Here is a 22157-nt window from a genome sequence, read left to right as displayed (position 1 = left end):
CCTCCTCATATCTCAGCGAAGGCACCAGGCAGTGAACGACTGCTATACCAGAAGCTGAAGGAAGACCCAGCAACACGGGAATGGATTGTGTTCCATTCGTTTGACATCCGGCGCCATATTGCCCGGACGCAAGGAGAAGCTGACCTCGTCGTAGCCGTTCCGGGGCTAGGAGTATTGTGTATCGAGGTCAAGGGGTGCGGCCTCCAACGACGCGACGGTCTATGGATCTATCAATATGACCCGCCCAAAATATCTACCGTGGGACCCTTCCGACAGGCGAGCGACGCTGCACACTCGGTTCGCAAATACGTTATGGGCAGGGACGCGACACTGGCGAATATCGTCTTTACGTCTGCAGTATTTTTCACGGAAATTGACTTCACGGAGCGATCGCTGGAATGGGAGCCTTGGCAGGTTGTCAACAAGACTGATCTACTGAGAAATCCGGTGTCGTCAATTGTGACCCGAATCCTGGAGGCAGAACACACACGCCTCAGGAATACGGCCGCCACACGTACTTGGTATTCTCCGCGAAGTCGCCCGAATCGTCGACAGGTCGAGAGCATAGTCTCGGTGCTTCGGCCGGACTTCGAATATGCAGCTATTGGAAATGACAAAGACGAACTCGTTGAGCGATCAATCCGCAAGTTTACGGAGGAGCAGTTTCATGCACTAGATATGCTCGAAGATAACCGGCGTATCTTGTTCAAAGGGCCGGCCGGCACCGGCAAGACTTTGCTGGCCATCGAGGCTGCGCGCCGAGTGGTGCGTAGCGGCCGAAGAGTCATGCTCCTGTGTCACAACTCACTGCTTGGAAATTGGCTTAAGGGCCAAACGGAGTCAATCGCGGCAGAAGCTCAAGCTGCAGAAACGTCGATGAGCGTTGGGACCGTCTCATCACTGTTGTTGAGGATTGCAGGTATCGAGGTTCCCATAGAAGCCGGCAAGGAATTCTGGTCATCCGAACTACCTGAGCGGGCTTTGAACGCCCTGTTGCGCGACGATAGTCAGTTCAAGCCCTTCGATATGTTGATTCTTGACGAAGCGCAAGACCTGATGACAGAGGAAATTTTGGACGTCTTGGAACTGATCATTGCTGGTGGACTTGCAGGTGGACGGTGGGCCATGTTCGGCGACTTTGAGCGGCAAGCCATTTATGCAAATAGCAATGCTCAACCGGGATTGGAGCGACTCAAGAGCAGATCCGGACAGGGGTTCACAACCTGCCCTATCCGTATCAACTGCCGCAACACAAGAAATATCGCCGATGCTGTTACGCTCACGAGTGGTTTAACCCCAGGATACAGCCGTGTCCTTCAGTCCGAGGAGGGGGTGGACGTTGCTCCAATCTTCTATCGGAATCAGGCTGACCAAGATTTGAAACTCGCTGATAGTCTCCGCCAGCTTAGCCGTAGATACGGCCCAGACGGGATTGTGGTGCTGTCGATGCGCACCGATGCAGCTGCATGTGCAGCTAGGCTGAAGGGAGTCGTCGATAAAGTACCTGTACTTCCCTTTGGCAAAACGTCGAACTCGGCGCAAGCCATAGTCCACTACGGCAGCGTATATGCATACAAAGGCATGGAATCTCCAGTGGTTATCCTCACTGATGTTGAGGAACTCGATTGCGACCAAGCTGCTGCGCTGCTGTATGTAGGCATGACGCGTGCAAGACTCGCACTTCACATGTTAATGAACGAACGACTTCGTAGCGTCTATGGGCGGCTACTAATTCAAGGACTCAAGGCACAACGGGAAGGCTCCGCATGAAGACGCTCGACAAAAACCTACTAAATCGCGAGCTGATGCTACGGCGCCTCAGAGCTGAGGTTGTCGGGCCCGATCCCGCAGGCAAGTCAGTCGCTTTAGTTGAAAAACAGGCAATGAGTTGGGAAGAGTTCCGGACTGCCCGTTGCCAACCTGACGGTGAAGAGATCGTTTGGCAGGATCCCCCTGTAAAACGATTTGGTGCCGGGATCCTGTTTCCACAAGGAATCGACGAGCTTGCATCTGAACAAGCATCTGAATTTGCTGAAGGTTCGATAGACGAGTCACCCGAGCTTCGGGCTGGTGTCGAATTGAGTGACGATGTTGCTGCCAAACTAGAGAAGAAGGCTAGCAACGTTGCCTCTATCGACGAAGCGGACAATGAGGACGTAACGTTGGCCAACGCGTTCCGGCCTTCCGCTCTCGGAGTTAGCTTGCTGGCGGATCTCGGACGGGAGGAGCTTGGGATCTCCGTCGAACTACTAAATGTCGGACGGGTTGGGGCCGAAAAAACGATTGAAGGTCCGTGCGGCATTTACAAGCCTCTGACGCTAGTGATCGGTGCGGCGGTTGGCAAGCAGGGGACCGAGAGAAAGATCTGGCTAAGACGATCTGTCGTTACAGACGACGGCAAATGCCCTGTCGTGAAGGTGGGTAAAGCGGAACTCCTCAAGGCGACAGAACCGCTGCGCTTTCCTATTGGCCCAGTGGAGGCAGGTCTGCAGTTAGTCATCCTGTCACGGTCGTGGCGTGGAGCGCCAACAGCGAACCACCGGCTACTTACGATTTCGATCATCAATACACTCAGAGCTTCTCGGGAGAATCTCGACGGCACTTGCCTGTTTCAATCCGGTCTCCGGGTCTCAGGTCAGTCCGGGGGCACCTGGATTGACCCCTACCCCGAATACTTCTCCAGCGAATTTGACAATCCGGATCCCCGCGCCGACGAGAACGTGAATCGTATCCTCTATCGCAACGACAGAACGTTCGCGATCGGCCATGGTTGTGGTGCAGACTGGATCCATGGCCGTCCGGAACGGGTCGGTGCCGTGTGGAGCGATAGCCTCCCGGTCTTCGAAACGCCCTCGACAAGCGCTGATCTTGCCGTTAAACAACCGGATGGGTCGATGTCCAGCCTCAGGGTGAGTATGCGCAAGCTCGCCGGGCTGGAGCCGGGAGACGACGGACTGAACGATGCAGCGACACTGATAAGTGAATACCGGCGTTGGATTGTCTCTCTCGAATCCACGGTGACTTCGATACCATTAAGGGATCGGCCCACAGCGACGGCGCTAATTGACGACTGTCGGGTCTGCGCAGATCGGATCGACGCCGGGCTGAAGCTATTGCGCGCTAGGGATGCATCAGGTAATCAAGCACGCCAAGCGTTTCAACTAGCCAACCACGCCATGTTGATCGCACAGCTACGTGCAGGACAAGAAATGCGCTCGCCATTGCACGATGATCTAGGCCGCGTGACGTGGCCTCCCGCAACACAATTCGATCCGACTGTCCCGGACGCCGGTCGGGGCTACTGGCGACCTTTCCAGATCGCCTTTTTGTTAATGTCCCTGCAAGGCATCGCTGACTCGACGCACATCGAACGGGAAATAGTCGATCTCATCTGGTTCCCGACGGGTGGTGGCAAGACAGAGGCGTACCTTGGGTTGACCGCATTTACGGTGTTCTTCAACGCCATTTCGGGGGACGCTGCCGGCGGAGTCGATGTCCTGATGCGGTACACGTTGAGGCTCCTGACGGCGCAGCAGTTCCAGCGCGCCGCGACCCTCTTCTGCGCGATGGAACACCTGCGACGTGCAAATCCTGGCTCCCTCGGTACGCGGTCATTCGAGATCGGACTCTGGGTAGGCGGTAGTGCCACTCCGAACAAGCGGGACGATGCTATTAGCAAGCTGCGAAAGCTCCAACGTGATCCTGACGCAGAAAATCCCTTCGTTCTGTTGCGCTGTCCATGGTGCGCGGCCAAGTTCGGACCTCAGGAATCTGCGGGATTGGAGGCTCGGGGCAGCAGGCAGGTATTTGGGAGAACGAAGACCCATTCTGGTGCCATCAATGTTCTGGGGTACTCGAAGGAACGACGTGGTTCGGCAGATACGGTTGTCTATCGCTGCAGCGACAAAAACTGTGAGTTTGGCGGCCTTCCCGGCTCCGGGAGGCTGCCGCTGCCCATCGTCGTCATCGACGAGGATGTCCTTGAGCGTCCCCCCAATTTGCTGATCGGGACCGTCGACAAGTTCGCGATGCTCGCTTGGAGCCCCCGTGCGCGAAGCATCTTCGGTATCGATGAATCCGGACGGCACAAAGGAAGGCCACCGACACTCGTCATCCAGGACGAACTGCATTTGATCTCTGGACCGCTTGGCTCCATGGTGGGGGCCTATGAGACTGTCATCGAGGCGCTTTGCATCGACCCGTTGGGTGGCATGGTACGTCCGAAGATCGTCGCCTCGACGGCAACTATTAGTCGAGCACGGGAACAAGTATGCGCGCTCTATGCGCGCGGGGCGGTCGCGCTATTCCCGCCGTCAGGACTTGATGCGTCAGACTCATTCTTCGCACGCGAAGCTATGGACGAAGCCGGTCGGCCGTTGCCCGGCCGACTTTACGCTGGCGTGTTGGCTCCTGCCCACGTTTCAGTACAGACGTCGGAAACACGGATTTTTGCAGCTTTAATGCAGCATGCCGCTCTGCTGGATGGCGACCCAGCCGACCTGGATCCTTGGTGGACGCTCTTGGTTTTCTTCAATTCACTCAGAGAGCTCGGTGGCGCTTTGACGTTGTTCTCCGCGGACACGCGCGAATATCTGCGAGTGGTTCTGACGCGCCACGGTGTGGACTATGAACGCATTCGACAGCTCCTTCACGTAGAGGAGCTGACTAGTCGCATCCGCGGTGACCACATCCCGCGCCTGCTGGAAAAACTCGACGTGCCACTGCGCGAGAGCGAGCGGAAATCGGCGAATTCCCCTTCGCCGCTCGATGCCTGCCTTGCTTCGAACATCATAGAAGTTGGTGTTGACATACAGCGGCTGTCCTTGATGGCAATCGTCGGCCAGCCGAAGACGACTTCTCAATACATTCAAGTTTCGAGCCGCGTGGGGCGGGATCGAAACAAGCCAGGCTTAGTTGTCGTGATCTATGGTCAAACCAAGCCACGAGATCGAAGCCATTACGAACGTTTCCGGTCCTATCACCAAAAACTCTATGCTCAGGTTGAGCCTACAAGTGTCACGCCATTCAGCCCGCCAGCTGTCGAGCGCTCACTGCATGGATTGATAGTGGCGCTGGTGCGCCAGCTTGGTCGACTGGACTCGGATGCGGAACGACCCGATCCATTCCCGTTGTTATCCGGAAGCGATCTGCGGAATCGCTTGGAAGAAATGGTCCGGGCTCGCGTGCGTCAGATCGCTCCGTCGGAGGAAGAGGCAGTGATGGCACGCCTGAGATATCGACTAGACCAGTGGCGAGCTTGGAATCCGGCGCAGTATGGAGGCTTCGGTCAGGCACCCGAAGATGCGCCCTTGATGCATCCTGCTGGAAGCGCTGAACGCACAGAATGGAATGGACGCAGTTGGCCGACGATGTCGTCGCTACGGAACGTAGATGCCAGCTGCGAAGCAGAGATCACAGACCGTTATCGGCCTGTTGTAGGAGGTACGACATGAGCCGCCCTGTTCGCAGGTCACAAGCATTATCACCGTTCGGTATAGGAGCACTGGTCGACTTTCCTGGCCCCGTTTCTCTTGTCCACGCAGGTTTGGATGCTTGGCCATTCGAACCGACCAATCCTGACCACCGGGAGTTCAAAGTCGAAGACGAACCGCGGCTAGCGCGTCGCTTGGGCGTAGATTTTTTTGTTCAACCACCGGATTTCCGTCAGGTTGATAGCGCGGCAGGCGTAAATGCCGTCAACATCGGACTGAAACTGCCTTTCCTGAGATTTCCACTGTGGCACTCCTGTCCAAGATGCGGACGCATGGCCGAAGCACGTTATCACGATCGTCAATCGCCATTCTGCGACGGCCCGATCGGAAGCGGGGGACAGAAGGGCACGAGTCACAAGCGCCGAAAGATGGTCCAAGTGCGTTTCATTGCAGCTTGCCGCGATGGACATATGAGGGATTTTCCTTGGGTTGAGTGGCTTGGCCTCGATCGCGACGAATGGGGACGCGGCAGGTCGGACCGCTGGTTGCGACTACTCTCTACAGGCTCGGCATCAGCAGCAGGTATTGTTGTCGTGGCTGAGCGTCAGGACGTATCGGGGATAGTCGAAATCAAGCGCCGATCGCTTTCTGGTGCACTGGGACTTGATTTGGGAGTCAAGTGTGACAGCCAGAATCCGGCTCTGGGTATCGGGCATGGCGGCGATGACGACGGCGAAGCGTGTGGAACACCCCTACAAGCGGTTCTTCGGGGGGCGAGCAATCTCTACTTTGCAGATGTTCGAAGTGCCATCTATGTTCCCGAAGTTATCGATGCAACTATCCCTCAGGATGTGCTCGACCTGCTGGACGATCATGCGCTCAAGCAGGATCTGTTGGCTGGCGCTTTAGCATCCGATACGGGGCAACTCACAAAGAGGTCCGCGGGCCTAGTTCTGAAAAAACGGCGGCCCGAGTCGCAAGTCGATCCGGCAGTGCTGGCCGACGCAGTCAACAAGCACATCCTGATCGAAATACTCACACAGGACCGCTATACTGCCACTGCACTCATGCAGCAGGCTCAGATCGCCATTGATGGCACCCTGTCCGAGCAGGTCGTTGCTAGCGTCGTCGCTGCATCCTCATTCCATGACTGGGCAATCATGGCTTCAGTACTCGTTGAGCCACTGAACAAATGGGTCCAAGCGCGAAAGAACAATGAATCAGATTCCGACGGGACAATTGACGCATCCGAAGGAACGTTCCGGTCGGAAGAGTATGCCGCCTTCAATCGGGATGGTCAGGAGGGCTCTCCCAAGGTTAATCTACTCGTGCGAAGTTACCCGATTGCTGAGTATGAAGACGTGGTTCGCACTCGCTTCTCCCGTGTCGCGCTACTAGACAAACTCCGGGAGACTAGGGCTTTCGTGGGGTTCAGTCGCTTATTAGCCGCGCCCGTTATTGACACTGACAAGCGCTGGGGGCTGATATCGCGCCAGAAGATGAACTGGTTGCCCGCTGTCGTCGTACGTGGTGAAGGAATCTTTCTCGTCTTTGATGCTGGTCACCTGGATGTGTGGGACAAGCAACATGGAGAATTTCACCGTCAGCGTCTCCTCTCAGTTAACCGCAATCTTCACGAGCAGGCGCACCGTCGCCAAGTGCATGTTGTAGACACAACGCCTAAGTTCGTTATGCTCCACACATTCGCACACGCCCTCATCAATCAGCTCACGTTCGATTGTGGATACGGTTCGTCATCGCTACGAGAGCGCATTTACTGTTCGGATGAGGACCCGCGGATGCACGGTGTTTTGATATATACGGCAGCTGGCGACGCGGAAGGAACAATGGGGGGATTGGTACAGATGGGTATGCCGGGATTATTGGAGCGCACGGTTGCTAGGGCGATCGATCGTGCAAGGTGGTGCTCTACAGATCCGATCTGCATCGAGAGTCCCGGCCAAGGACCCAACAACTGTAATCTCGCCGCCTGCCACGCTTGCTCGCTTCTACCCGAAACGTCGTGCGAGCAACAAAACCGGCTTCTTGATCGGGCAACGCTAGTGGGAACTCTAGATAGGCCGGACACAGGCTTCTTTTCGTTCTGACTCTCAATGGAAAAACGGGGAGGGGACCGACTACCTTTCAGATCCAGTTCTTGCTAATACACTTGATCCGTTACGGCCGAGCTCAAATGGTTCGGCTCGATGGACGATATGAACCGCCCCGGATTTTATGGAGGCTCCAGCAGCTTGACTGCGTATTTCGGCGAAGCCGAACACGGATTTCGGTTGAAGTCGAACAGGGTTTCCGGAGGAAGGTGAACAGCCGTTTCGCTTGAAGTCGAACAGTTTCGGGGTATTCCGAAATTGGTGTTCGGCGTTCCGAAACGCGTGTTCATCTTCCCGAAATCGGTGTTCAGCCCGCCGAAACGGCTGTTCACTGCGCCGAAATGTGTGTTCGGCGTGCCGAAACGAAAGGCGCGGTTTCGGTTGGCGGTACTGCGGATGGCTCAATCGGCCGGCGGTTAAGGTTGCTCCTTTTGGGAGAAACCGACTATGCCGGCTCACCGGACGACCATGCGCAAAATAAAAGATGTGCTTCGCCTGAAATGGACCTGTAATCTGTCTCACCGGCAAGTGAGCGGCGCGCTCGGCGTCGGGCTCGGTACCATTACCCAATATTTGCAGCTTGCCGCCTCGGCCGGCTCGGACTGGGCGAAGATCGAGCCGCTGTCCGAGGCAGAGCTGGAGCAGTTGCTCGTCAACGGCGCCGTTCCGACGACGGCCGCAGGCAAGCGCATGGAGCCTGACTGCGCCTGGATTCATCGGGAGTTGCGCCGCAAAGGCGTAACCTTGCAACTGCTGTGGGAGGAGTACGTCGGCGCGAACCCCGGCCAGAAGACCTTGCGCTACACGCAGTTCTGTCAGCGATACAAGGACTGGGCCCAGACGTTGAAGCGCTCGATGCCCCAGCAACATTACGCCGGCGAGAAGTTGTTCGCCGACTACGCCGGGCAAACGGTGCCGATTCTCGATCGCACCGGCGGCATTGCGTTCAAGGCGCACATCTTCGTCGCCGTGCTCGGCGCATCGAATTACACGTATGCGTGCGCTACGCGATCGGAAGCGACACCCGACTGGATCGGTGGCCTCATTGACGCGATGGAGTTCTGCGGCGGCGTGCCCGCTCTGCTTGTGCCCGACAACCCGAGGGCACTGATCTCGAACGCCGACCGCTACGAACCCACGCTCGGCCTGACCACGCAGGACTTCGTGAACCATTACGGTACCGCGATGCTGCCCGCGCGCCCGCGCAAGCCGAAGGATAAGGCGAAAGTTGAGGTCGGCGTACAGATCGTCGAACGATGGATTCTCGCCCGCCTCCGGAATTACCGGTTCTACAGTCTGGCCGAACTGAACAAGGCGATCGCCGGGTTGATCAATGACCTGAATACGCGGCCGTTCAAGAAGCTCGATGGCACTCGACGCGAGTGGTTCGAGCGGCTCGACAAACCGGCGCTGCGCCCGTTGCCGACGCGTCGCTACGAAATCGCCACCTTCCAGAAGTGCCGCGTCAACATTGACGCGCACATTGAGGTAGACGGTCACTACTACAGCGCACCGCACAGTCTTGTGCGTCAGGAAGTCCACGCGCGCGTGACGCGTTACGGTGTAGAAGTCCTGCACGGCGGCAAGCGCGTTGCCGCCCACGCTCGCAGTCGGCTCAAGGGAAGTACACCACCGTGGCCGAGCATATGCCTGCGGCTTACCGCGCCCACATGGAATGGACCCCGAGCCGGCTGCTGCACTGGGGTACATCGATCGGCGTCAGCGCTGAGGCGATCGTCAGGCATTTGCTGACGAACCGTCCGCACCCGGAAATGGGATACCGGGCCTGCCTGGGTCTGCTGTCGCTGTCGCGCAAGTACGGCAAGGAGCGGCTGGAAGCGGCGTGTCAGCGCGCACTCGTGATTGGCGCGCCGACCCAGCGGTCCGTGCGCACCATCCTGCAAACCGGCGCCGACAAGCATCCACTGCCACAAAGCGGGGCCACCGAATGGCAGTCGCCCCTGCACGAGAACGTGCGAGGGCCCAAGTATTACCACTGACCCAAGGAGGTCGCGATGTTGATGCAGCAAACCCTCTCCCAGCTCAAGGCCCTCAAGCTGGACGGCATGGCTCGCGCGTTCGAGGAACAGGCGGCGCTGACGGCCAGCACGAGCCTGTCGTTCGAGGAACGCTTCGGCATGGTCGTGGATCGTGAGATCGCCTGGCGCGATACCCGGCGGCTCGAGCGATTGCTCAAGTCTGCGAAGCTCAAGAATCCCCAGGCCTGCGTTGAGGACATCGAGTACCGGCAGAGCCGTGGGCTCGACAAGGGTATCGTCGCTACGCTCGCCGGCTGTGACTGGATCCGCAATGCACAGAACCTCATCCTGACAGGGCCGACTGGCGCCGGAAAAACATGGGTCGCCTGCGCCTTCGGCCAGCAGGCCTGCCGACAGGGATTCTCCGTGCTGTACGTGCGCGTCGCCCGGCTGTTCGAGGAATTGAAGATCGCCCATGGCGACGGCAGCTTCACACGTCGGCTCGCGCAGCTCGCCAAGATGGACGTCCTGTTGCTCGACGACTGGGGACTGCAGGACGTCGACCAGGGCGCGCGCAACGACTTGCTCGAAGTGCTCGACGATCGCGTCGGCACGCGATCCACGATCATCACATCGCAATTGCCCCTTGAACACTGGCACGCCTGGCTGCAAGACCCGACTCTCGCCGACGCAATCCTCGACCGCCTCGTCCATCAGGCTCACAAGCTTGCATTGAAGGGCGACTCGATGCGCAAGAAGAACGCACCTGATCAAAAAGTAGCCTGATCTCGAACACCTGCAGTACAATCTAAGCACAACGCAGCACCTCCCTCCTGGCCTGTTCGACTTCACCGAAACGGGCGTTCAACTTCCCCGAAATACGCAGCTTGACGCGACGAACGCCGTCAGGGTTCCTCCTCGCGACACATTTTCAATTCGACCGTCAAGTCCGGGAAACTAAAAGTCATGATACGGGGGCGGTCGAACACAAAGCGCCGGACATGACGCTCCACTGCGTGGGCCAAATCTGCCAGCGGTTCTGTGTGGTCAAGATCATCCAAGATATGCAGTAACTCAAACCAACTCAACCAGGCTGCACGACTATCACGGTCAGACTCGCCGCTAAATCTTGCTGTGTAGCGAGTTATCACATACATCAGTGGGGCGGCGGAAGCAGTGACGTCTTTTATGCCGAGTTGCTTTGCAACTTCAACTGCGCTGCGCCCGTCGATCCACGACACAACCTTATCCACCCATTCGTTAGCCTTCTTGACGACGTTGTTTCGCCGGCTTTGCCATTCGCGTAATGAATGCCCAAACACGTCGTTCCACTTAAGTTGTACGAACGCCATCGCTCCGGACTCAGTGTCGACGATTACCGCGTCTAAGTCCGTCAATTCGGAGCCATCCGCTCGACGGATGCTAAAACCGTGAGTGGGAACGTGGAACCTAGGCGCGCCGAATGCGCTGGATAAGTCCCGGCGAAAGACATTCTCTTTTTCGTCAACGGCGTGGTCCCAGTCATCCTTGTAAATTGTTTTCAAATGCCGAAAGAATGACACATACGGGTTCGATAATGCCCCAAAGCAAGGGAGGAGCACGAAGTCTTGCCCCAACTCAACATAGTATGGGCAAGGAATTTCAAAATTTCCTTCCCAATCCCACTCGTCGAGCGTATCGCTCGACAGTGTCAGTGCGCGCATCGTTGATGGAACAAGGTCTCGAGATATCCCAGCCTCTTCAAGAACAGCTTCGACGTCTTCCTTTCGAGCGAAGATAGTTGTGATATTTGCGAGTAAAATTTCCGGCTGCTTTATCCGAAGCTCGTAGGAAAAATCAATGTGACAGAGAACTCTTCCGAGCGCTTCGTTACTTGAATCTCTCCACTCCTTGAATGTTCTGCCGCCTATTATGACATTGTCTGGCAATGCTTCGCGTTCGGGAAATCTTCTGCCGTAACTCTCGGCCTTCTTTCGATAGGCGTGCACGATATCCCAGTCATTGTCATACCGAATGAACCATCCATCTGGGGTATCGACATACGATTTCATACGATTTCGGAGTTTTTCCTCAAACTTTTCATCCTCGGGATCCGGAGCGTTACCATGCACCAAAACTGAGTCCGCAGCAAATCGCTGAGAGATCTCTTCGAGGCCGACATCAACTTCTATGAGAGGGCCGGAATCCCGCATAGTCGATTTAGATAATCCATATCGCTCGAGTTGCGCCATGCGTCGCAAGTTGATGAGTTGACCACACGTAATCAGATATGAATAGGCCCAGCTCATCCACTCTGGAACAATTGGTCCCCACGGTACACCTCCACCAATGCTTCTCACAGTTGTCAAAAATGGCTTCAATGCCGATGCGAGCCCCAATTTGGCAAAATACCGAGCCTCTTCACGCTCAGTAGGTAGTTCGCGGTTTGCATCCATGAAGTCGGCAATAGCGATTGTGTCTAGGGCGCGAACTATCGTTATCAACGCCTCTTGCTCATACCCCTTCCACAGCCTCGCAGCTTTTTCTTGCACGCGATCGATCTGTTGAACAATAAGAGCTTCCACCTCACTACAAGTATTTCGGTAATCCTTCTGTTGATTCACGGAACATCTCCTGTTTGCCGATGTTTCCCATGAGGTCCGCATATGCCAGAACAGACCAATTATTCAATCGTAGCGAAATCGATATTGCATCAGATGGGCCTCTCAGGCAATGGACTTGCGTCGATTTGGTAATGCCACGCATTTAGGCGAGCCCGGCGAACTTCCAGATCGGCAAGTGGCCGGGATATCTCCCCCGATGTGGAGGCATAATACCTGGTTCGGATTAAGCTGTGACCAGAGTCCCTCAAAACTGCGCCGAAATGCCTTCGGCTGTCAACCGACGTCGCGATCCTGAAATGGAAACAATCTTCGCGTAGCGGGCGTCGGAGGTGACGCAGCGAAGGTGGACGGCTTATCCTCTATCGAGATTTCTTTGCAGGCGAGCAATGAAGATGACACCTGGGACGAGTGAAACGACGTAAGCGCTGAGAGCGCAACGGAAGGCCTACTGGAAGGCGATCGGCGCACGAGAGATCGGACGCGTCGGCGACTCGCCGACGAGTTCGTGCTATTAACAACAAAAAAAGACCCATAAGTTTTTCAACTTACGGGTCCGTTTTTCTTGGCTTATGTCGCTATCTACAGGCAGTATTAGACATCAATATTCCCCGCCCGCAATGCATTCGACTCAATAAACGCCCGCCGCGGCTCGACATCATCCCCCATGAGGGTAGTAAAGATCCCATCCGCCGCAATCGCGTCTTCGATCTGCACACGCAGCAGTCGCCGGACAGCCGGATCCATCGTCGTTTCCCACAGCTGCTCGGGGTTCATCTCGCCGAGCCCCTTATAGCGTTGTTTGGAGACGTTGCGTTCAGCATCCGCCAGCAGCCACTTCATCGCGCTCTTGAAGTCCGCCACGGCCATGCTGCGCTCACCGCGCTTGATGACCGCGCCTTCCCCAATAAGCCCCTTGAACGTATTCGCGGTGGTCACGAGCTGTTGATAATCCGCCGTGTGCTGGAATTCCTGGTCGATGACCGAAACGCGCACGTTGCCGTGATGCGTCCGCTCGACATGCAGCGCCCGCTGTTCGCGAACCGGGTCATACGAAGGCACAACCCGCACTTCGTTCTTCAGCGCTTCATCATGCAACGCAGCGTGCAGCGCCTTCGCCGAAGCCTCGGTCGACTCTTCGTTGGAAAGATCGATCACCACGCCGTCCATGACCGCTTCCAGCGCGGCCGGGTCATACAACCGGCTCAACCGCTCGATCACGCTCTGCGACAGCAGATACGACCGCGCCAGTTCCCCAAGCGCATCGCCGGAAATCGCAGCCGCATTCTCACCCGGCACCAGCTCCGACCCTTGCAGCGCCAACCGCAGCATATGCGCGTTGAGCTCCACGTCATCCTTCAGATACCGTTCGTCCTTGCCCGCCTTGATCTTGTAAAGCGGCGGCTGCGCGATATACACGTACCCGCGCTCGATCATGTCCGGCATCTGACGATAGAGGAACGTGAGCAGCAGCGTCCGGATGTGCGCACCGTCGACGTCCGCGTCGGTCATGATGATGATGCGGTGATAGCGGAGCTTGTCGAGGTTGTAATCCTCTTTGCCGATCCCGCAGCCGAGCGCCGTCACGAGCGTGACGATCTGTTCCGACGACAGCAGCTTGTCGTAGCGTGCCTTCTCGACGTTCAGCACCTTGCCGCGCAGCGGCAGGATCGCCTGGAACTTCCGGTCACGCCCTTGCTTGGCCGACCCACCTGCCGAGTCACCCTCGACGATGTAGATTTCGCACTTCGCCGGGTCTTTCTCCTGGCAGTCCGCGAGCTTGCCGGGCAGGCCGACGCCGTCGAGCACGCCCTTACGGCGCGTCATCTCACGCGCCTTCCGCGCAGCATCACGCGCACGAGCCGCTTCAACGATCTTCCCGCAGATGATCTTCGCGTCGATCGGCGTTTCCAGCAGGAACTCTTCCAGCGCCTTCGCCACAACTTCTTCAACCGGCGCACGAACCTCGGAAGAAACCAGCTTGTCCTTCGTCTGCGAGCTGAACTTCGGCTCCGGCACCTTCACGGAGAGCACGCACGACAGCCCTTCGCGCATGTCGTCGCCGGTCGTCTCGACCTTCGCCTTCTTCGCGATTTCGTTGTCGGTGATGTACTTGTTGATGACGCGCGTCATCGCGGCCCGCAGGCCGGTCAGGTGCGTGCCGCCGTCGCGCTGCGGAATGTTGTTCGTGAAGCACAGCACGTTCTCGTTGTAGCTGTCGTTCCACTGCATCGCGACTTCGACGCCCACGCCATCCTTCTCGCCATTGGCGAAGAACACGGTCGGGTGCAGGTTGGTCTTCGTCTTGTTGATGTACTCCACGAAGCCCTTCACACCGCCGGCGAACGCGAAATCGTCTTCCTTGCCCGAACGCAGATCGGTGAGGCGAATCCGCACACCGTTGTTCAGGAACGAAAGCTCGCGCATCCGCTTCGCGAGGATGTCGTAGTGATACTCGACCGTACCGAAAATCGTCGGATCGGCCATGAAGTGCACTTCGGTGCCGCGGTTCTCGGTATCGCCAGTCACGAGCATCGGCGACACTTCGACACCATCCACCACCTCGAGCACGCGATCCTGCGCGACACCGCGGTGGAACTCCATGAACCGCTTCTTGCCGTCACGGCGCACCGTGAGGCGCAGCCAGCTCGACAGCGCGTTCACGCACGACACACCCACGCCGTGCAGGCCGCCCGACACCTTATAGCTGTTCTGGTCGAACTTGCCGCCGGCGTGCAGCTCGGTCATCACGATTTCCGCGGCGCTGCGCTTCGGCTCGTGCTTGTCGTTCATCTTCACGTCGGTCGGAATCCCGCGGCCGTTGTCGGTCACGGAAATCGAGTTGTCGGCGTGAATCGTCACGTGGATGTCGTTGCAGTACCCGGCCAGCGCTTCGTCGATCGAGTTGTCGAGCACCTCGAACACGAGGTGGTGCAGACCGGTGCCGTCCGACGTGTCGCCGATGTACATCCCGGGGCGCTTGCGCACCGCTTCCAGACCTTCGAGGATCTGGATCGACGAGGCGCCGTAGCTGCTGTTATCGGGTTGCGAATTGTGCTGTTCACTCATGGATATCTTCCGGTTCTGCGGGGCCACTCACGTGGCGGCGCGGTGCGTTTCAGCGAGAAATCGCCGGGCCGCTCCAGTTTCCTGGCCCGCCCCAAGTGCCGAAAAGGCACCAAAAGGGCGGGTTGTCGGTTCGCCATAAAAACGCCAAAGGGGCTTGCCGCCCCCTGGTGTGTGTCGCGATGTCGAGCGCGTCAGATGCGCATCGGCATCACGACATACTTGAACTCGTCGTTCTCGGGCACGGTGATCAGCGCGCTCGAGCTGGCGTCGCCGAGGCTCACCTGCACGGTGTCGACCTTCAGGTTCGCGAGCACGTCGAGCAGATACGTGACGTTGAAGCCGATGTCGACGGTATCGCCCTGGTAGGCGATTTCGAGTTCTTCCTGCGCCTCTTCCTGATCGGCGTTGGTCGACATGATCTTCAGCTGGCCCGGCGCGATGATGCAGCGCACGCCCTTGAACTTGTCCGAGGTCAGGATGGCCGCGCGCTGCAGCGAGCGCTGCAGCTCTTCACGGCCGATCTCGAACGTGTTCTTGTGCGCCTTCGGGATCACGCGCTGGAAGTCGGGGAACTTGCCCTCGACGAGTTTCGACACGAGCTCGACCTGGCCGAACGTGAACTTGGCCTGGGTTTGCGCGATGTCGATGGTGACGGTGTCGTCGATGTCTTCGAGCAGGCGTTGCAGCTCGAGAATCGTCTTGCGCGGCACGATGACTTCCTGGCGGCCGAACGTGCCGCCTTCGAGCTTCATCGACGAGAACGCGAGGCGGTGGCCGTCGGTGGCCACGGCCATCAGCTGGTCGCCGTCGACGACGAGCAGCATGCCGTTCAGGTAGTAGCGGATGTCCTGCTGCGCCATCGCGAAGTGCACCATGCCGAGCAATTGGCGGAACGACTTCTGCGGGACGGTGAGCGTGGCGCCGAAATCCTTCGCCTGCGCGACGGTCGGGAACTCGTCGGCCGCCAGCGTCTGCAGTGCGAAACGGCTCTTGCCGGATTGAACGGTGAGGCGCTTGTCGGCGAGCGACAGCGTGACCTGGCCGTCAGGCATCGCGCGCAGGATGTCGAGCAGCTTGCGCGCTGCGACGGTGGTCGCGACCTGGTCGCCGCCGACGCCGAAATCGGCGCGCGTGGTGATCTGCAGCTCCAGGTCGGTCGACAGGAACGAAACGTCCGAGCCGTTCTTGGTGATCAGCAGGTTGGCGAGGATCGGCAACGTATGGCGGCGTTCGACGATGCCGCTGACCGTTTGCAGCGGCCTGAGGAGGGTGTCTCGTTCGGTCTTGACCAGTTGCATAGAGTTCCTTCGTTGAGTAACGGCCTGCAGCGCAGCAGCCTCGCAGCGCCCCGCCGGCCGGGCTCTTGGCCCGCCACCACCGGGGCGGTCAAACCAGTATTGTGCCTCAAAACCGAACCGCCCCCCTTAAATTGGGGCGGAGGCCGAATTATCAAGCGCGCCGCGCGCTCAGCCCTTCAGCGTCTGTTCCAGCACGTGCAGCTCGTGGTTGAGCTGCGCGTCCTTGCTGCGTTCGTCGGCGATCTTGCGCACCGCGTGCAGCACGGTGGTGTGGTCGCGCCCGCCGAACAGCTCGCCGATTTCCGGCAGGCTCTTCTGCGTGAGTTCCTTCGCCAGGTACATCGCAATTTGCCGCGGCCGCGCGATGTTCGCGGGGCGCTTCTTCGAGTACATGTCCGCGACCTTGATGTTGTAGAAGTCGGCGACGGTCTTCTGGATGTTCTCGACCGAAATCTGCCGGTTCTGCACGGTCAGCAGATCCTTCAGCGCTTCCTTGGTCAGCTCGATCGAAATCTCGCGGCCGTGGAACTTCGAATACGCGAGGATCTTGCGCAGCGCACCTTCGAGCTCGCGCACGTTCGAGCGCAGGTGCTTCGCGACGAAGAACGCGACGTCTTCCGACAGGTTCACGCCTTCCGACTGCGCCTTGCGCATCAGGATCGCGACGCGCATTTCCAGCTCGGGCGGCTCGATCGCGACGGTGAGGCCCGAGTCGAAGCGCGAGATCAGGCGATCGTCGATGCCCGAGATTTCCTTCGGATACGTGTCGCTGGTGATGATCACCTGCGCCTTGTTCGCGACCAGCGCCTCAAACGCGTAGAAGAATTCCTCTTGCGTGCGCGACTTGCCGGAGAAGAACTGGATATCGTCGATCAGCAGCAGGTCGAGCGAATGGTAGTAGCGCTTGAAGTCGTCGAACGCCTTGCGCTGGTACGCCTTCACCACGTCCGACACGTATTGCTCGGCGTGGATGTAGCGGATCCGCGCGCCGGCCTTGTCGAGCAACAGCTGGTTGCCGATCGCATGGATCAGGTGGGTCTTGCCGAGGCCGACGCCGCCGTACAGGAACAGCGGGTTGTACGAGATGCCCGGGTTGTCCGCGACCTGGATCGCGGCGGCGCGTGCGAGCTGGTTCGCCTTGCCGGTCACGAAGTTGTCGAACGTGAGCACGGGGTTCAGCTTCGAGCGTTCGTACATCGAATCGGCTTCGCCGCCGTTGGCCGGTGCGGCACCCGGGCCCGGGCGCCACGTGCGACGGCCGGCGGCCGCTTCGTGCGCGGGCAGGCTCGGCAGGTCGATGTCGGCGTCGTCGGCGTTCAGGTGATGCGCGGCGGCTGCCGACGGCGTCATCGGCACGTCGGCCGGCGCGGCGGGGGCGGCCGAAGCATTCGCGGTCAGGTTGGCGGCGATCGCGGCGACCGTCGCGGCGGGGCCGGTCGGGGCCAGCGGCGCACGCGGCGTGGCCTGCGCTGCACCGGCGGGGGCGCTACGCATGCCTGCCTTCGGATCGAGGACGAACTGGACTTCGATCGGCGTGTTCCAGAATTCCCGGGCCAGATCGCTGATCCGTCCCGAAAACTGGCTCTTGACCCAGTCCAGCTTGAAGCGGTTCGGCGCGGCGATGGACAGCGTGTTCGCCGACGCATCGAAGGCCACCGGGGCCAAGGGTTTGATCCACGTCACGTACTGCTGGGGCGTCAGCTCGCGCTCCAGCAGTGCGGAACAGTGTTGCCAGAAATCGTTCATCAAGTAACTGTCGTTTTTTGCGTGCACAGCGCGGCTCGCCGGCGCCCTTGTCGCGATGGTGCAACAAGGCCCGAAGCGGTCGTGCGAGCGTGCCTCGGACGCCTGCATCACAGTGTTGGAGGGGCAGGCGCGAGCCGAGGCGGCGTGCGGGATTCTTGGAGATAAGGCGAGATTCTACCGCCAAACGCGGCCACAGAGCGAGTTATCCACAGGCCGGTTGTGTGGGGCGCGGGGCCGGATCGCTCGGGGCGGGCACAGGCGATCGACTCCTAAAGTATTGACCGTCAACGGAAAAACGGTTTAAATAGCGGGTTCCGCGAAAACCAATCCTGTATTCCCGGCGATTGCGTTCGCCCGAATGCCTCCGGTTAAGGGCACGCGGTCCCCTGAATTTCGACATTCTCGAACAAGTGAGAACATCATGAAACGTACTTACCAACCGTCCGTGACGCGCCGCAAGCGCACCCATGGCTTCCGTGTCCGCATGAAGACGGCAGGTGGCCGCAAGGTCATCAACGCTCGCCGCGCGAAGGGCCGCAAGCGCCTCGCCATCTAAGGCAGGTTGCGCGCTGTGTCCGCCGTCCGCAGTCCTGCGGAAGGTGCCGTCGAGCCGGGTGCGAATCCGTCGCAGACGAAAGCCGCCTTCCCGAAAGCTGCGCGACTTCTGAAAACGGATGAATTTTCATCCGTTTTTCGTTTGCGCCCCTGGCGGCGCTCCGCGCACTTCGTGATTTACGGCAAGCCGACCGGTCAGCCCGCGCGTCTGGGGCTCGTCGTCGGCAAGAAGTATGCGCCGCGTGCGGTGACCCGCAACCTCGTGAAGCGGCTGGCGCGCGATCAGTTTCGCCTGCGCCGCGCCGAATTCGCCGGTTACGACCTGCTGCTGCGGCAGCACACGCGCTTCGACAAGAAAGCGCTGCCGAGCGCGGCTTCCGCCCCGCTCGCGGCGATGTGTGCGGCCGAGATCCGCGAACTGCTCGACAGGGCAGTCCGGGAGATCGCCCGCCGTGCGTCGAAGCCCGCGTCCGAGTGACGCATCCGTGCCCGGTGCGGCGTTCGCGCCTGCCCGGCCGGTTTTGACGCGGCGTCGTACGGCGCCGCCCAAGGTATGGAAACGGTATTGATCGCCTTGCTGCGCTTCTACAAGGTTGCCGTGAGCCCGATGCTCGGCAACCGTTGCCGTTTTTATCCTTCCTGTTCGGATTACGCGCGCGAGGCAATCCAGTATCATGGCGCCGCGCGCGGCACGTATCTCGCCGTCAGGCGCGTGTGCCGATGCCATCCGTTTTCCGCGGGCGGCATCGACCTCGTCCCGCCGCCCAACTCCGACACTCGCGCTCGCGGCGAAGCCGACGCGCGGTCCCATCGACTCTGAGACAACGCATGGATATCAAACGCACCGTCCTATGGGTGATCTTCTTCATGTCAGCTGTCATGCTGTACGACAACTGGCAGCGGGACCATGGACGCCCGTCGATGTTCTTCCCGAGTGCCACGCAGACGGCCCCCGCGGCCGCTGCCGGCGGTGCATCGGGCACGGGCGCGACGACGACCGCAGGTGAAGTGCCTGCCGCCGCAGCCGGCGCCGCACCGTCGACGACGGCACCGGCCGCCCAGGCGCAACTCGTGAAGTTCTCGACCGACGTGTACGACGGCGAAATCGACACGCGCGGCGGCACGCTCGCGAAGCTGACGCTGAAGAAGCAGGGCGACGGCAAGCAGCCCGACCTGTACATCACGCTGTTCGACCACACGGCCGGCCACACGTATCTCGCACGCTCGGGCCTGCTCGGCGGCGATTTCCCGAACCACAACGACGTCTACACGCAGTTGAACCCGGGTACGACGTCGCTGACGGGTGACCAGAACGCGCTGAAGCTGTCGTTCGAATCGCCGGTGAAGGGCGGCGTGAAGGTCGTGAAGACCTACACGTTCACGCGCGGCAGCTACGTGATCGGCGTCGACACCAAGATCGACAACGTCGGCACGGCGCCTGTCACGCCGACGGTCTACATGGAACTGGTGCGCGACAACACGGCCGTCGAAACGCCGATGTTCTCGCACACGTTCCTCGGGCCGGCGGTCTACACGGACGCGAAGCATTTCCAGAAGATCAACTTCAGCGACCTCGACAAGAACAAGGCCGACTACGTGACCTCCGCCGACAACGGCTGGGTCGCGATGGTGCAGCACTACTTCGCGTCGGCCTGGATTCCGCAGCAGGGCGTGAAGCGCGACATCTACGCTGAAAAGATCGATCCGACGCTGTACCGCGTCGGCGTGAAGCAGCCGGTCGCCGCGATCGCGCCGGGCCAGTCGGCCGACGTGCAGGCTCGCCTGTTCGCCGGTCCGGAAGAAGAGCGCATGCTCGAAGGCATCGCGCCGGGCCTGGAACTCGTGAAGGACTACGGCTGGGTGACGATCATCGCGAAGCCGCTGTTCTGGCTGCTCGAGAAGATCCACAGCTACGTCGGTAACTGGGGCTGGTCGATCGTGCTGCTGACGATCCTGATCAAGGCCGTGTTCTTCCCGCTGTCGGCTGCGAGCTACAAGTCGATGGCGCGCATGAAGGAAATCACGCCGCGCATGCAGGCGCTGCGCGAACGCTTCAAGAGCGATCCGCAGAAGATGAATGCCGCGCTGATGGAGCTGTACAAGACCGAGAAGGTCAATCCGTTCGGCGGCTGCCTGCCGGTCGTGATCCAGATCCCGGTGTTCATCTCGCTGTACTGGGTGCTGCTCGCATCGGTCGAAATGCGCGGCGCGCCGTGGGTCCTGTGGATTCACGACCTGTCGCAGCGCGATCCGTTCTTCATCCTGCCGGTGCTGATGGCCGTGTCGATGTACGTGCAGACGAGCCTGAACCCGACGCCGCCGGACCCGGTCCAGGCGAAGATGATGAAGTTCATGCCGATCGCGTTCTCGGTGATGTTCTTCTTCTTCCCGGCTGGCCTCGTGCTGTACTACGTCGTGAACAACGTGCTGTCGATCGCGCAGCAGTACTACATCACGCGCAAGCTCGGCGGGGCCAAGAAGAAACCGGCCTGACGCCTGTTGCATACGCGGGGCGGCGCGTTCGCCCCGCGATGCACGAAAAAAAGCCGCATGGTTCGCCCATGCGGCTTTTTTGCTTTTTGCGGATCCGGTGCGGGCTCAGCCCTTCTTCGCTTCGCTCGCGTCGCCGTAGAACTGTTCGACCAGTTCCTGCACGAGATAGCGATGATGCGGCGACAACGCTTCGATCTTCGACGCGAGTTCGATCGTCTCGGGTGTCGGCGGATAGCGTTCGTCGCGCGGCAGCGGCTGCGGCGTCGGGTGTTCGATCACGCTCGGCGACGGGCCATAATGCAGCCAGTGGACTTCGACGCGCAGCCATTCGGCGAGCGTGGCAAGTTTGTCCGACGTCGGGATCGTGCGGCCCGTCAGCCATTTGTGCGCGGTTTGCGGCGAAACGGGCTGCGCTCCGCGGTGGCGCAGATTGAATCGGTTCGCCAGCTCCGTCGCACCGGTGACCTTCTCCGGGCTGCGCCGCAGGGCGAATTTCAGGCGTTCCGAGAACGCGGCTTTTTCTTCGGATGTCGGCATGGGAGAGATTGTGCAATTCCACCACCGCGTCTAAGACAACCATTCAGGCTAAACGTATCTTGTTTAGACGAATCCCGGTCTTGATCGGGGTGGGTGGTGGAATTAAGGGCCGCAGCGTTGCGCCGCTCCAGCAGGCATACTCGTCCGAAACGGGGGCGGCGACATCGCGCCAGAATGATACTTGGCTTATCCCCGGCGGGATAAATTCGGGCACGTCCGAAGCTTGCGCGGCGGCCGGTGACGCGTGTGCCGGCAGGCTACAATGCCGGCGTTCCGATGCCCGAAGTGTTGCGCGGGCGCACCATATTCACCGATTACCTGATTCATCCAATTCATC

At 59.4% G+C, this 22157-nt stretch carries 13 protein-coding genes and 1 pseudogene; 9 read left to right on the top strand and 5 right to left on the bottom strand.

Annotation, left to right across the window (positions count from 1 at the left end; genetic code table 11):
* The first annotated feature begins 312 nt into the window (after positions 1–312).
* The 5 genes and pseudogenes from LXE91_RS04940 to istB all read left to right on the top strand — a co-directional run bounded on the left by LXE91_RS04940 (position 313) and on the right by istB (position 10308).
* Positions 313–1770, top strand: coding sequence for an ATP-binding domain-containing protein (locus tag LXE91_RS04940; RefSeq protein ID WP_158077543.1), 1458 nt, complete (start codon positions 313–315; stop codon positions 1768–1770).
* A complete protein-coding gene (locus LXE91_RS04935) occupies positions 1767–5453 on the top strand; it encodes a helicase-related protein (protein ID WP_082139534.1) in 3687 nt (1228 codons plus the stop codon). The genes LXE91_RS04940 and LXE91_RS04935 overlap by 4 nt, the downstream gene beginning before the upstream one ends.
* Complete coding sequence (drmB, locus tag LXE91_RS04930) at positions 5450–7540, top strand: DUF1998 domain-containing protein (protein ID WP_157644952.1); 2091 nt, start codon at positions 5450–5452, stop codon at positions 7538–7540. Before LXE91_RS04935 ends, drmB begins: the two co-directional genes overlap by 4 nt.
* Before the next feature lie 450 nt (positions 7541–7990).
* Positions 7991–9543: pseudogene (gene istA / locus LXE91_RS04925) on the top strand (IS21 family transposase).
* A gap of 15 nt (positions 9544–9558) precedes the next feature.
* On the top strand, positions 9559–10308 hold the full coding sequence (istB, locus tag LXE91_RS04920; RefSeq protein WP_046543512.1) for an IS21-like element helper ATPase IstB: 750 nt from the start codon (positions 9559–9561) through the stop codon (positions 10306–10308).
* 119 nt (positions 10309–10427) lie between these two features.
* Here istB and LXE91_RS04915 read toward each other — a convergent pair whose 3' ends face one another.
* The 4 genes from LXE91_RS04915 to dnaA all read right to left on the bottom strand — a co-directional run bounded on the left by LXE91_RS04915 (position 10428) and on the right by dnaA (position 18235).
* Positions 10428–12125 carry a hypothetical protein gene (locus tag LXE91_RS04915; RefSeq protein ID WP_135370744.1) on the bottom strand — a complete coding sequence of 566 codons (1698 nt, stop codon included), beginning with the start codon at positions 12123–12125 and terminating at the stop codon, positions 10428–10430.
* Between the two features lie 591 nt (positions 12126–12716).
* A complete protein-coding gene (gene gyrB, locus LXE91_RS04910; protein WP_039364634.1) occupies positions 12717–15191 on the bottom strand; it encodes a DNA topoisomerase (ATP-hydrolyzing) subunit B in 2475 nt (824 codons plus the stop codon).
* A gap of 191 nt (positions 15192–15382) precedes the next feature.
* Entirely contained in the window at positions 15383–16489 is a 1107-nt protein-coding gene (gene dnaN, locus LXE91_RS04905) for a DNA polymerase III subunit beta (RefSeq protein WP_039364632.1), read from the bottom strand.
* A gap of 168 nt (positions 16490–16657) precedes the next feature.
* Positions 16658–18235: a chromosomal replication initiator protein DnaA gene (gene dnaA / locus LXE91_RS04900; protein WP_039364630.1), complete on the bottom strand. Its 1578-nt coding sequence runs from the start codon at positions 18233–18235 to the stop codon at positions 16658–16660.
* Between the two features lie 421 nt (positions 18236–18656).
* On the opposite strand from dnaA, the gene rpmH reads away from it, so the two are divergent.
* From rpmH to yidC, 4 genes are all read left to right on the top strand, one after another.
* The gene (gene rpmH / locus LXE91_RS04895) at positions 18657–18791 is read left to right on the top strand and encodes a 50S ribosomal protein L34 (RefSeq protein ID WP_004198824.1); all 135 of its coding nucleotides are present in this window, start codon (positions 18657–18659) and stop codon (positions 18789–18791) included.
* 15 nt (positions 18792–18806) lie between these two features.
* On the top strand, positions 18807–19268 hold the full coding sequence (gene rnpA / locus LXE91_RS04890; protein WP_039364627.1) for a ribonuclease P protein component: 462 nt from the start codon (positions 18807–18809) through the stop codon (positions 19266–19268).
* Positions 19269–19343: 75 nt separating this feature from the next.
* Positions 19344–19610, top strand: a complete 267-nt coding sequence (yidD, locus tag LXE91_RS04885) for a membrane protein insertion efficiency factor YidD (protein ID WP_006750110.1) — start codon at positions 19344–19346, stop codon at positions 19608–19610.
* An 8-nt stretch (positions 19611–19618) separates the two neighbouring features.
* The gene (gene yidC, locus LXE91_RS04880) at positions 19619–21283 is read left to right on the top strand and encodes a membrane protein insertase YidC (RefSeq protein WP_039364625.1); all 1665 of its coding nucleotides are present in this window, start codon (positions 19619–19621) and stop codon (positions 21281–21283) included.
* Between the two features lie 105 nt (positions 21284–21388).
* On the opposite strand, the gene LXE91_RS04875 is transcribed toward yidC, so the two are convergent.
* On the bottom strand, positions 21389–21820 hold the full coding sequence (locus LXE91_RS04875) for a transcriptional regulator (protein WP_039364623.1): 432 nt from the start codon (positions 21818–21820) through the stop codon (positions 21389–21391).
* Positions 21821–22157: the final 337 nt, after the last annotated feature.

Origin of the sequence: Burkholderia contaminans, from assembly GCF_029633825.1 — a bacterium.
Lineage (GTDB): Bacteria > Pseudomonadota > Gammaproteobacteria > Burkholderiales > Burkholderiaceae > Burkholderia > Burkholderia contaminans.
This window is presented reverse-complemented; position numbering and strand designations above follow the sequence as displayed.